9 protein-coding genes are annotated in these 12,182 nt (G+C 67.1%); 7 read left to right on the top strand and 2 right to left on the bottom strand.

The window, feature by feature from the left end; genetic code table 11:
* Window positions 1-72 precede the first annotated feature (72 nt).
* Entirely contained in the window at window positions 73-1,254 is a 1,182-nt protein-coding gene (locus DYQ94_RS10705) for an aminotransferase class V-fold PLP-dependent enzyme (RefSeq protein ID WP_126965338.1), read from the bottom strand.
* A 65-nt stretch (window positions 1,255-1,319) separates the two neighbouring features.
* On the opposite strand from DYQ94_RS10705, the gene egtB reads away from it, so the two are divergent.
* The 3 genes from egtB to DYQ94_RS10690 are packed head-to-tail and all read left to right on the top strand — an operon-like array spanning window position 1,320 to window position 3,877.
* Window positions 1,320-2,609: an ergothioneine biosynthesis protein EgtB gene (gene egtB / locus DYQ94_RS10700; protein ID WP_054592027.1), complete on the top strand. Its 1,290-nt coding sequence runs from the start codon at window positions 1,320-1,322 to the stop codon at window positions 2,607-2,609.
* A complete protein-coding gene (egtD, locus tag DYQ94_RS10695; RefSeq protein WP_039529166.1) occupies window positions 2,606-3,592 on the top strand; it encodes an L-histidine N(alpha)-methyltransferase in 987 nt (328 codons plus the stop codon). Before egtB ends, egtD begins: the two co-directional genes overlap by 4 nt.
* Before the next feature lie 15 nt (window positions 3,593-3,607).
* The gene (locus DYQ94_RS10690; RefSeq protein ID WP_126965337.1) at window positions 3,608-3,877 is read left to right on the top strand and encodes a DUF3253 domain-containing protein; all 270 of its coding nucleotides are present in this window, start codon (window positions 3,608-3,610) and stop codon (window positions 3,875-3,877) included.
* A 255-nt stretch (window positions 3,878-4,132) separates the two neighbouring features.
* Here DYQ94_RS10690 and DYQ94_RS10685 read toward each other — a convergent pair whose 3' ends face one another.
* Window positions 4,133-7,840, bottom strand: coding sequence for an indolepyruvate ferredoxin oxidoreductase family protein (locus tag DYQ94_RS10685; RefSeq protein ID WP_126965336.1), 3,708 nt, complete (start codon window positions 7,838-7,840; stop codon window positions 4,133-4,135).
* A gap of 193 nt (window positions 7,841-8,033) precedes the next feature.
* Here DYQ94_RS10685 and DYQ94_RS10680 point away from each other — a divergent pair, with 193 nt between their 5' ends.
* The 4 genes from DYQ94_RS10680 to DYQ94_RS10665 all read left to right on the top strand — a co-directional run bounded on the left by DYQ94_RS10680 (window position 8,034) and on the right by DYQ94_RS10665 (window position 12,170).
* A complete protein-coding gene (locus DYQ94_RS10680) occupies window positions 8,034-8,672 on the top strand; it encodes a hypothetical protein (protein WP_046345310.1) in 639 nt (212 codons plus the stop codon).
* Window positions 8,673-9,329: 657 nt separating this feature from the next.
* Window positions 9,330-10,247 (top strand): AEC family transporter, encoded by a 918-nt coding sequence (locus DYQ94_RS10675; RefSeq protein ID WP_104609355.1) that lies wholly within the window; start codon window positions 9,330-9,332, stop codon window positions 10,245-10,247.
* A 65-nt stretch (window positions 10,248-10,312) separates the two neighbouring features.
* Window positions 10,313-11,386, top strand: a complete 1,074-nt coding sequence (locus DYQ94_RS10670; protein ID WP_160954993.1) for a hypothetical protein — start codon at window positions 10,313-10,315, stop codon at window positions 11,384-11,386.
* Between the two features lie 151 nt (window positions 11,387-11,537).
* On the top strand, window positions 11,538-12,170 hold the full coding sequence (locus DYQ94_RS10665) for a ParA family protein (protein ID WP_016904235.1): 633 nt from the start codon (window positions 11,538-11,540) through the stop codon (window positions 12,168-12,170).
* The last annotated feature ends 12 nt before the right edge of the window (window positions 12,171-12,182 follow it).

Genomic DNA, 12,182 nt, shown 5'->3' with positions numbered 1-12,182 from the left:
CCGTAGGAGCGGACCAGGCCGCGACGTGGCGTTACCGGCTAAGCCCGGTCGCGACCTGGTCCGCTCCTACGGTTACGAGGCTGGCAGCGCTGCAATCAGGGCTGAGAGTGCATCCTCGGTGACATTGAGGTGCGGTGCGATACGTAGACGTCCGTGTCGGCGTGTGCAGATCGCCCTGCGCGCGCCGAACGCCGTCGCCACCGCATCCAGCTGATTGGCTGGCGGCTGCAACGCGGTCAGATGCGCCGCGTGGGCGGGCGTGCACCAGCTGCGCAGGCCGCGTGCCTGCAGCGCCGCGTCCCAGCGCGCGGTAAGCGCGCCCAGCGCCTGCGCGATGCGTGCCGGTTGCCAGGCAGCGACCTGCTGCAAGGCCACCGTCGCCATCGCAATCCGCAATGGATCGGCAACGCCGCCGGCATCGAACCGGCGCGCACCGCTGCGATAGGACGGCGCCTGGGCGACCGGAAATTCCCAGCTGCTGCCGGCATCGCGGCCGATCCAGTGTTCTTCGATCGGCACGCCGTGCACCCGCCATTGCGGGGCCACCCACAGCCAGGCCAGCCCCATCGGCCCCAGCAGCCATTTGTGGCCGACGCTGACCACGAAGTCCGGCCGCCAGCGCGGCAGGTCGGTCGGCAGCACGCCCAGGCTCTGGCTCAGATCCAGCACCAGCGCCGCACCGCGTGCGTGCACCGCGGCGCTGATGCGGTCCAGATCGAGCTGTCGTCCATCCAGCCAGTACGCATGCGGCAAGGTGACGATGCGCAAGGCCGGTGTCTGGGCGATGGCCTGCAGCACCGCCGCGGTCAAGGCATCGCCGCCGGCCGTGGACACCGCCACGATGTGCGCACCCACCTCGGCACAGCGGCGTTGCCAGATCAGCAGGTTCGAGGGGAACTGGCCTTCCAGCAACAGCACCGCCTCGTCGCGCTGCAGCGGCAGGTTGCGTGCGGCAGTCGCCAGGCCGTGCGCGGCCGAGGGCAGCATTGCCACGCCGTCGGCATCGTCGTCGAACAGGCCTGCAGCGAGCGTGCGCAAACGCTCGATGTCCTGCAGCCAGGCATCGAACGGCAGCTGCCACGGGGTGGCCAGCGCATCCACCGCCTGATGCGCGACCGCTTGCACCGCGCGCAGCAGCGGGCCGCGCGAGGCGGCATCCAGATAGGTGATGTCGGCAGGTAACGCAAATGCCTGCTGGCGGCGTTCCCATTCGACGGGCGCGGGGAGCAGGCTGGACAGGGAAAAAGAAGACATGGCGACAGCTTACCGCTGGCTGCCACGCTGCCGACACGGCGCGTTCACAGGCGCTCCTCAAGCATATGGCGATGTCTGCACTCTCATCTCTGCTGGGCCACCACCAGCAACAGCAGCTAACGCTGCTGGAACGCTACGCGCAGACCCGCGCGCTGAGCGATCGCCTCGCCGCACCCCTGAGCGCTGAAGACGCGATGGTGCAGAGCATGCCCGACGCCAGCCCCAGCAAATGGCATCTGGCACACACCACCTGGTTTTTCGAACGCTTCGTGCTGCAGGCCGATCCGGCCTACCGTGTGTTCGACCCGGCCTGGGATTTCCTGTTCAACAGCTACTACCAGAGCGTGGGCCCGATGCACGCGCGCGCGCGTCGCGGAGTGTTGTCGCGGCCGTCGTTGCAGCAGGTGCGCGACTACCGGGCCGCAGTCGATGCGCAGATGCAGCAGCGCCTGCGTGACGGGGTGTTGGACGCGCAGGCTTGCACCATCGTGCAGCTCGGCATCCAGCACGAGCAGCAGCACCAGGAATTGCTGTTGACCGATATCAAGCACGCGCTGTGGAGCAATCCGCTGCAGCCGGCGTACCGCGATGCGCCGGCACCGCCTGCGGCCGTCGCCAGCACGCTGCGCTGGCAGGCACGCGACGAACAGATCGTGGAGATCGGCGCAGCGGCATGGCCGCAGGCCGACACCTTCGCCTACGACAACGAGTCGCCGCGCCACCGCGTGCTGGTCGGTGCGCATGCGTTGGCGCATCGGGTGGTCAGCAACGCCGAGTTCCAGCAGTTCATCGACGCCGGTGGCTACCGCAGTGCCGGTGCCTGGCTCAGCGATGGCTGGGCGATGGTGCAGGCGCAAGGCTGGCAGCACCCGCTGTATTGGGACGCGGACGGACGCGAATTCACCCTGGATGGCTGGCGCCCGCGCGATGCGCATGCGCCGGTATGCCACCTGAGCCTGTTCGAAGCCGATGCGTTCGCGCGCTGGGCCGGCGCGCGCCTGCCCACCGAAGCCGAGTGGGAACAGGCCGCCACCGGTGTGCCGGTGCAGGGCAATTTCGTCGATAGCGACACCTTGCATCCGCGCGGTGCCGACGCGGTGGATACCGGCCTGCAGCAGTTGTTCGGCGATGTCTGGGAATGGACCGGCAGCGCCTACCTGCCGTATCCCGGCTTTGCGCCGTGGCCCGGGTCGCTGGGCGAATACAACGGCAAATTCATGAATGCGCAATGGGTGCTGCGCGGTGGCAGCTGTGCCACGCCGGCTAGCCACGTCCGCGCCAGTTACCGCAACTTTTTTCCCTCCGATGCGCGTTGGCAGTTTGCCGGCGTGCGCCTTGCCAAGGATCTGCCTTGAACGCCGCCGCCCATGCCATGCAACGCGCGCACGCCGCGCTGACCGACCTGCGCCCGCAACCGGATGACATCACCGCCGACGCGCTGGCCGGGCTGCAGCAAACGCCCAAGACGCTGCCGTCGAAGTATTTCTACGATGCGCACGGCTCGCAGCTGTTCGAGGCGATCACCCGGCAGCCGGAGTACTACCTCACCGGCACCGAACTGGCCTTGCTAGAGGCCAGCATGGCCTCGATCGCGCAGGCGATCGGCGCTGGTGTGCACGTGGTCGAATACGGCAGCGGCAGCGGGCGCAAGACCGAATTGCTGCTGCAGGGCCTGCGCGATGTGGTGGCCTACACGCCGCTGGAAATCTCGCGCACGGCCTTGCTTGAGAGCACCGCGCGGCTGGCGCAGCAGTTCCCGCAGATCCAGATGCTGCCGGTATGCACCGACTTCACCAAGCCGCTGCAGCTGCCGCAGGCGCAGCGCCCGGCGCGCCGGCATCTGGTGTTCTTCCCCGGCTCAACGCTGGGCAATTTCACCGATGATGCCGCCGTCGAGTTGCTCGATGCAATGCGCCAGACCATGGGCAGCGACGGGTGCGCCCTGATCGGCATCGATCTGGACAAGGATGCCGGACTGATCGAGGCCGCCTACAACGATGCGGCCGGCGTCACTGCCGAGTTCACCCTGAATCTGCTGGCGCGGCTCAACCGCGAGATCGGTAGCGACTTCGATCTGGACGGCTTCCGCCACCACGCGGTGTATGCGCGCGAACGCGGCCGCATCGAAACCTTCCTGATCAGCCAGCGCGCCCAGCGCGTGCAGGTGGGCGGCAAGGCATTCGAATTTGCCGAAGGCGAGGCGATGCAGGTCGAATACAGCTACAAGTACACCGACGCACGCTTTGCCGAACTTGCCGCCGCTGCGGGGCTGAAGGTCACCCACGGCTGGAACGATGCCAAGGACTGGTTCGGCCTGCGCGTGTTGCGCCCGCTCTGAGTTCTGGCCTCTGGCGTGCAACGGATCGACGATGCGCAGATCGTCGCGACCATCCGCGCGCTGCTAACGCGCCGGCGGCCGGAGCAATCGATCTGCCCGTCCGAGGTCGCCCGCGCGCTCAGCGATGACGAAATGCGCTGGCGCGCGCTGATGCCGCAGATCCGCAGCGTTGCCGCCGATCTGGCCGGCAGCGACGTGGTGCAGATCACCCAACGTGGCGACGTGGTCGATGTGCGAACTGTGCGTGGGCCGGTCCGCCTGAGGCGCGGCCGGCATTTCGAATGACGGGTGGGGCGCTGCATGCGCAGCGCCGCTCGCGTGCGCGGCAGGAGCGCCTTTGCGAGCCGATCGTGACGCCGGCAGCCCATCGCCCCAGCCGGCACTGACCGCCGTCATGCGGCAGCGCGATCAGTCGCCGCCGCAGCGGTCGTTGCGCGGCATCTGCGCCACAACACACCAGCCCGTCACTGCTGCACTACCGGCAACGCTCCACCCGATCAGCGCGCAACGCTTTAACGCTGCAACGCCGCTCAGCCAGACCTACGCCGCCTGCACCACATGCAGGGCCTTGGGATTGCGCCACTGCACCAGCAGCGCCGCTTCGCGCGCCTTGGCTTCTTCCAGACGCGCGTGCTTGATATGCCCGTAGCCGCGGATATGTTCGGGAATGCTGGCGATCTGCGCGGCCAGGCCGACGTTGTCGGCATCCAGCCGTTGCAGCAGCGTGTCCACTGTTGCCACGTAATCGGCAATCAGCTGACGCTCGCCACGCCGTTCGGCGCTGTAGCCGAACACATCCAGCTTGCCGCCGCGCAGGAACTTCAGCCGCGCCAGCAGCTTGAAGACAGTGAACATCCACGGCCCGTATTCGCGCTTGATCGCGTGGCCTTGCGCATCCTTCCTTGCCAGCAGCGGTGGTGCCAGGTGGAAGCGCAGCGTGTAGTCGCCTTCGAACTGCTGCTGCAGCCGGCGCTGGAAGTCGCCACGCGTATACAGCCGCGCCACCTCGTATTCGTCCTTGTAGGCCATCAGCTTGAAGAAGTAACGCGCCACTGCCTCGCTCAACGCGCTGCTGCCGGGCGCCTGTTGCGCTTCGTGCGTGCGTACACGCTCGACCAGGCTGCGATAGCGCTGTGCGTAGGCGGCGTCCTGGTAGTCGGTCAGAAACGCCACGCGCCGCGCGATGGCTTCGTCCAGCGACTGCGCCAGCTGCTCGTCGTCGAGCGGATGCGTGGGCGCATCGACATCGCCATGCAGCGTGTTGCCGTCGCTCTGCGCCAGCGCATGCGGTGCGGTCTGTCCGCCAAGATCGTGCTCTTCCCAGCTGCCGGGTGCGCGCACTGGCGGCGTATCGCCCTGTGCATGCGCACGCTCGCCACCCTTGCGCAGTCCTGCGGCCTGCTGCACAGCCGGCAGGTCGATCGCGGCCAGGCGCCCCCACGCAAACGCCTGCTGGTTCATCGCCACCGCCGCGCCATTGAGCTCGATGGCGCGCATCAGCGCCGCATGCGACAACGGCACCAGCCCGTGTTGCCAGGCATAGCCGAGCACGAACAGGTTGCTGGCGATCGCATCGCCCAGCAGCGCCGTCGCCAGGTGCGTGGCATCCAGCAATAGCGGCTCCTGGCCGCCCAATGCGGTGCGCACGCCGGCAATGATCTCGGCGGCGGGGAACTGCAGGTCCGGCTGGGTGGTGAAGTTGCCCGGCATCGCTTCGTAGGTGTTGAGCACCACCTGGGTGCGGCCGTCGCGCACCTTGGACAAGGCCCAGTAATCGTTGACCACCACCATGTCGCAGCCCAGCACCAGATCCGCTTCGCCGGCCGCGATGCGCACCGCGTGGATATCGGCCGGCCGGCGTGCGATGCGGATATGCGTGGTCACCGCGCCGCCCTTCTGCGCCAGGCCGGTCTGGTCCAGCACCGTGGCACCCTTGCCTTCCAGATGCCCGGCCATGCCGAGCAATGCGCCGATGGTCACCACGCCGGTACCGCCGACGCCGGTGATCAGGATGTTCCAGGGCTGTTGCAGCGTAGTGCGTTGCGGCGGCGCGGGCAGGTTGCCCAGCAGGGCGCTGGCATCGCGCTGTTTGCCCTTGCGCGGCGCACCGCCATGCACGGTGACAAAGCTCGGGCAAAAGCCCGACACGCAGGAATAATCCTTGTTGCAATTGGATTGGTCGATCTGCCGCTTGCGGCCGAACTCGGTCTCCTTGGGCAGCACCGACACGCAGAAACTCTTTTCGCCGCAATCGCCGCAGCCTTCGCACACCAGCGAATTGATCATGACGCGCTTGGGCGGGTCGACCAACTTGCCGCGCTTGCGGCGGCGGCGCTTTTCGGTGGCGCAGGTCTGGTCGTAGATCAGGATCGACACGCCCTTGACCGTGCGCAACTGCTGCTGCACCGCATCCAGTTCGCTGCGATCGTGGAACGCCACCTCGCTGGGGAAGCGCTCGCGCCGGCGCGTCCATTTGCCAATGTCGTCGCTGACCACCGCGATGGTGTGGATGCCTTCGGCGCGCAGCTGCTGCGCGATGTCCGGCACGGTGAGCGTGCCGTCCACCGGCTGGCCGCCTGTCATCGCCACCGCATCGTTGTAGAGGATCTTGTAGGTGATGTTGACGCCGCTGGCGACCGACTGCCGGATCGCCAGCGAGCCGCTGTGGAAATAGGTGCCGTCGCCCAGGTTCTGGAACACGTGCGGCGTTTCGGTGAACGGCGCCTGCCCCGACCAGGTCACGCCTTCGCCGCCCATATGGGTGAAGGTGTCGGTGGAGCGGTTCATCCAGGTCACCATGTAATGGCAACCGATGCCGCCCAGCGCACGCGAGCCTTCCGGCACCGCGGTGGAGGTGTTGTGCGGGCAGCCGGAGCAGTAATGCGGCACGCGCGGGAACAGCGCGCGCGGCAAGGCCATTTCGGCCTCCTTGCTGTCCATCCAGCGCAACCGTTGTTCGATCGACTCGGTCATCGCGCTGGACGGCAGCGCAAAGCGCTGGATGCGCTTGCCGATCACTGCGGCGATCGTGGCCGGGGTCAACTCGCCGGTGGACGGCAGGATCCATTCGCCCTGCTCGTCGTATTTGCCGACGATGCTCGGCCGCGCACCGGCGCTGGCCGGCCAGTTGTAGAACAGCTCCTTCATCTGGCGCTCGATGAACGCCTTTTTCTCTTCCACCACCACGATGTCGTCGAGCCCGCGCGCGAACGCGCTGATGCCCACCGGCTCCAGCGGCCAGGTCATGCCGACCTTGTACACGCGGATGCCGATCTGCGCGCAGGCCTGCGCATCCAGGCCCAGGTATTCCAGCGCCTGCAGCACGTCCAGATAGCTCTTGCCGGTGGTGACGATGCCCAGCCGCGCATGCGGCGAATCCAGCACCACCTTGTCGATCTGGTTGGCGCGTGCGAAGGCCTGTGCGGCGGCGATCGCATAGCGGTGCAGGCGCATTTCCTGGTCCACCGGCGGATCCGGCCAGCGGATGCTCAGGCCGCCCGCCGGTAGCGCAAAGTCCTCCGGCAACACGATGCTGCGTGCGAACGGATCCACATCCACCGAGGCCGACGACTCCACCGTCTCGGCAATGGTCTTGAAACCGACCCAGCGCCCGGTATAGCGGCTCATCGCCCAGCCGAGCAGGCCCATGTCCAGGATGTCCTGCACCCCGGCCGGGTTGAGGATCGGCATCATCGCGCTGACGAATTCTTCTTCCGAACCGTGCGGCAGGGTGGAGCTGCGGCAGGCATGGTCGTCGGCGGCCAGTGCCAGCACGCCGCCATACGGCGAGGTGCCGGCGGCGTTGCCGTGCTTGAACACATCGCCGCTGCGGTCCACGCCTGGGCCCTTGCCGTACCACATGCCGTAGACGCCCTGCACCTTGGCACCGGGGAACAGGTTGGTTTGCTGGGTGCCCCAGACCATGGTGGCGGCCAGGTCTTCGTTGAGGCCGGGGGTAAAGGTCACCCTGGCCGCGTCCAGATGCTTGCGCGCACGCCACAGCTCCAGGTCGAAACCGCCCAGCGGGCTGCCGCGATAGCCGCTGATGAAGCCGGCGGTCGCAAGGCCGGCGGCGTCATCGCGCAGGCGCTGCATCAACGGCAGCCGCACCAGCGCCTGCACGCCGGACAGGTAGATGCGCCCGTCGGCACGCGTGTACTTGTGCTCCAGCGTGTAATCCGCATCCACCTGGCCGAGCTCCGGCGTGTTGGCAGAGTCGGGAGAAGAGAGTGCAGCAGTACTGGTCATGGCGTGCCCGGAAAGGGTGGCTGGGACCCGGTGCGTGTCATCTGAAACCAATGACCCGCCCGACGGATTCCAAAACGGCGGTACAAAGTGTAACAGTCGCCCTTCACGCGCCCGTTGCATGCGGATGCACAGCCGTCGCGCTGCGGTTACGATGGGGACGGGAAGGGTCGTTTGCTGTCAGGGGATAAAGCCAGTGAAAAGGAAATACGCATGGGCCGCGATGTTGGCCTTGCTCGGGGGCGTGTGGTCGATGGCGCAGGCGCAGAACCTGCCCAAGCCCAAGGAGTTCTATTTCGACGAAGATCGCGGCACCACCAAGGCCGTGGTCGCGGTACAGGGGCAGGGCGATGCGGTGGTCGACCGCCTGGCGGCGATGGTGCAGCGTGACGCCCGCGCGGCCGAGCCGCGCGCGCAGCTGGCATCGCTGGCCTATGCCGGGGGACGCACGCAGTTGGGCGACGAGCTCTACCAGGGTGCCCTGGGGCTGGTCTCCAACGGCAGCCAGCAATACCGTGCCATCACCTGGAACTACGGCTGGGATCTGTTGCGCGCCGACCAGCCCGACAAGGCCTTGCAGCAGTGGGCCGGCCTGGCCAACGGCCGCCCGGCCGCGCCGGCCTGGTTGCCGACGACCGCGGCGCTGGCGCTATGGCGCAGCGGGCGTAAGCAGGAAGCGGTCGAGTGGTATGCCGCCGCAGTGCGCACCTGGCCGGATCGCTGGAGCAGCACCGCCAGCTACGCCACCTTGCTGCCGGATTGGCGCGAGGCCGAACGCGCCAGCCTGGCCGAGGTCTTTGCGGCATGGCAGGCGAACCCGCCGGCGTTTCCGTAACTCGGCGGCGGGCGCGCTGCAGAAAGTCCCGTAGCGCGCTGCTGTACATCACGTCGCACGGCGTTTTTGCGGCCGGCACCAGCAGGGCAACGCAGCCACCGCTCCAAGTCATTGCTTTGGGTGTCGTGCTTGGAAGGATTGGTCAGCGCTGATGGACCAGTTGCAGAGCGGATGATCTGCAGCTTGGTTGCAGGGCCCTCGCCCGCCCACCATCGCGGGACACGCCGCGAGTACGTCCCTGTAGGCTCTTACGCGGCATCCATGCCGCGTAAGGTCCCGCGACGGTGAGCGGGCAAGGACCCGTCGAGATGGTCGGTGTGCACGGTCAAGAGCGGTGCTCGATGTGCATCGCTGGAGAATGATGGGCCGGCTCAATGGCTCAATGGTCGATGCATCGAGCAACCAGTTTTTCATTCGGCCACCGACCAACTTCCTAGTGCGGTGAGGGCGCCGAGCCCTCGACTGACTAGCTTTGGCAACATCCCGGAAGCGGCAAGCCTCGACATGCTTGTCGCCAGGCGTTGAGCGACCGATCTGCGCCACGCGTAGGCATGCTTGCCGATTTAGCCCGTCGCCGATCCAGCCCGTCACTGATCCAGGCACGACACGCCCACTATGCGATGCTGAGTGTCGCTTTCCCACGGACCTGACCACGCCATGGCGGTGGATGCATTTGCGTTGATTCTGGCGATGTTGGGGCTGGGCCTGCTGTTCGCGCGCTTGCGGGTGCTGCCGGACAACAGCGCCGATGTACTCAATCGCATCGTGTTGTACATCTGCCTGCCAGCCTCGGTGCTCACCTATGTGCCGCGGTTGCACCTGGATGCCTCGCTGGGTGGAGTGATCGCCACCCCGTGGCTGCTGACCGCAATCATCGTGCCGCTGCTGTGGGGCTGCAGCCGCCTGTTCCGGTTCAAGCGCGAGGAATACGCCGCGCTGCTGATGTGCGTGGTGTTCACCAACTCCAGCTTCATCGGCTTTCCGATGGTGCGCGCGTTGATCGGCGATCACGCCCTGCCGTATGCGGTGGTCTACGACCAGTTCGGCACCTTCGTGCTGTTATCGACGTTCGGGCTGTATGTGCTGGCCCGCTACAGCGGCGACACTCCGCCGACCGCGAAGCTGATCCTGTTGCGCGTGCTGCGCTTCCCGCCGCTATGGGCATTGCTGTTTGCATTGACGATGATGCCGGAACAGCCGCCGACCTGGATTGGCGCGGGCTTGAAGAGCCTGGCCGACGCGATGCTGCCGCTGGTGATGCTGGCGGTGGGCTTTTCGCTGCAGTTGCGCCTGCCTGCGGACGAACTCAAACCCTTGGCCGTGGGCCTGGCCTTCAAGTTGGCAGTGATGCCGATCCTGGCGTTGCCGCTGTCGTTGGCGCTCGGCCTGCATGGCGCGATGCTGCAGACCAACGTGCTCGAATCGGCCATGCCCACCATGATCACCGCCGCCGCGCTGGCCATCACGCATCGGCTGGCGCCGCGCCTGGCCGCAGCGATGGTCGGCTACAGCATCCTGCTGTCGCTGCTGACCCTGCCTGCATGGGCCTGGCTGTTGGCACGCCTGGTGGCTTGATAGGGCCTGGTCCGTATGAAATGCTGGCCCGCAACACTGCGCGCCCATATGGACAGGAGCAACACATGCACGGATATCGCTTGATCACCACGGCGCTGCTATGGCTTGGCAGCGTCTGCGCGGCACATTCGGCAATGGCGGCAGCGCCTGCGAGCACAGCGGCTGCGGCCAACGATCCGCTGGTGGATCAATGGGCACGCCAGGTCGGCCAGACCATGCAGGCACGCCTGCGCAGCATGGCGTCCAGCGGCGAGCCCAGGCAGCTGTATCTGGCCGGTCTGTTGTGGGTCGATGCCGAGGACGACGCGGCGTCGGCCGCAGACGGAGGCTATGCCCCCATCCAGCGGGTCTGGCTGCAGCGTGCCCTGGACGCGCGGCCGCGAGACCCGTTGGTAGCGCGCATGGAATCCGCCGGTTGCGCACCTGCGTTGCGCTGTGACCCAGGCGCTGCGCTGGCGTTCCTGGAGCAGGCCGATGCCGGCAACGCCAGTGTGCATCTGCGTGCCTACACGGCTGCGCAGCGCCGCGGCGACCAGGCGGCTGCCGAGCGCGCCTGGCAGGCGGCCGTGCAGTCCGATCATTTCGACAGCGGTGCGCTGGCATTCGGCAAGGCCCTGCATGCCAGCTACGACAGCGTGCAATGGCCATCGCTGGCCTCGGTCAGCCTGCGCGCGCAACTCGACGCGCAAGGCATGCCTTCCACGGGCGCGGACATGGCGGCGATGTTCGTGATGGGTGCCTGGTCTGCACATGCACTTCCCGCGCTGGGCGATCTGATGCGGCGCTGCAGCCCCACCGGTGTCACGGCCGCGTTACGCGACGAGTGCATGTCCGTGCTGAACAACGTGGCCAATGACGAGTCCACCTTGGCCATCGCCATGATCGGCAGCAAAGGCATGGCGGCACTGAGCAGCGGCGCCGATGCCACGCGCTGGCAGGCGCGGGTGCGGGAACTGCAGTGGCTACAGCAGCAGGAGCAGCTCCGCGCGTCCGGCGTCGATGGCATGTCCGACAAGCTGGAGGCCGTCCTGACGCAGGGCGAAGTGCCGGCGTTGCGTGCGCAGTTACAGCGTCAAGGCCTTGCAGTGCAGCCGCCAGCGGGTTGGCAGCCGGGCGCACCGGGCCACCAGACCCGCTGATCCGCTTGGCCGGCGCATGTCGCCTCGGCCATTCGCCAGCGGACGATGCTGCAGTGCGAGAGCGATCACGGTGGACGTTTAACGCCTTTCGACTACTTCCTCACTTCGTCGCGGTGTACGCTGCCGGCTTGCTCCCGGAAGCGAGGCGTGCATGAAGACAGTCCTGGTGGCCGGCTCCAAAGGCGGCGTCGGCAAGACCACGATCGCCACCAATCTGGCCGCCCATGCGGCCTTGCAGGGCCAGCGCACCGTGCTGGCGGACGCCGATCCGCAAGGCTCGTCCACGCGCTGGGCGCAGCGTCGCGCCAGCCTGGAAAGTGCGGTGTTGCCGATCGACGCCACCCGCCGGCGCAACTGGCAGGCCGCGGTGCCCGATGGTACCGACCAGCTGGTTATCGATGCTCCGGCCGGTGCGATGGCCGACGACCTGAGCGGCTTCCTCGACCACGTCGATGCCATCGTGGTGCCGGTATTGTCCTCGGCGCTGGATATCGAAGCGGTGGTCGGCTTCCTCAACACGCTGGCCAAGGTGCCGCGCGTGCATCAGCGCAAATTGCCGGTGGGCCTGGTGCTCAACCGCGCCCGTCCCTGGACCCAGACCTCGCAGCAAGCTGCCGAGATGATCGGCGCCTGGCCCTATCCCCTGGTAACCCAGCTGCGCGACACCCAGGCCTATGTGGTGATGGCCGGGTTGGGGCGCAGCCTGTTCGATTACCGCTCGGCGCAGGTGCGCGACCATCAACAGGACTGGGAGCCGCTGTTCAAGTGGCTCAAGAAGTCCTAGACCGGAGTGTTT

Origin of the sequence: Xanthomonas sp. LMG 8993, assembly GCF_009835065.2 — a bacterium.
GTDB classification, from domain to species: domain Bacteria; phylum Pseudomonadota; class Gammaproteobacteria; order Xanthomonadales; family Xanthomonadaceae; genus Xanthomonas; species Xanthomonas arboricola.
The sequence above is the reverse complement of the archived record's forward strand: the minus strand, read 5'-3'. Positions and strand labels throughout refer to the sequence as shown.

Coding starts and splice junctions, on each gene's coding strand:
- DYQ94_RS10705 (WP_126965338.1), bottom strand. CDS start 1,254: ATGTCTTCTTTTTCCCTGTCCAGCCTGCTCCCCGCGCCCGTCGAATGG.
- egtB (WP_054592027.1), top strand. CDS start 1,320: ATGGCGATGTCTGCACTCTCATCTCTGCTGGGCCACCACCAGCAACAG.
- DYQ94_RS10685 (WP_126965336.1), bottom strand. CDS start 7,840: ATGACCAGTACTGCTGCACTCTCTTCTCCCGACTCTGCCAACACGCCG.
- DYQ94_RS10675 (WP_104609355.1), top strand. CDS start 9,330: ATGGCGGTGGATGCATTTGCGTTGATTCTGGCGATGTTGGGGCTGGGC.
- DYQ94_RS10670 (WP_160954993.1), top strand. CDS start 10,313: ATGCACGGATATCGCTTGATCACCACGGCGCTGCTATGGCTTGGCAGC.
- DYQ94_RS10665 (WP_016904235.1), top strand. CDS start 11,538: ATGAAGACAGTCCTGGTGGCCGGCTCCAAAGGCGGCGTCGGCAAGACC.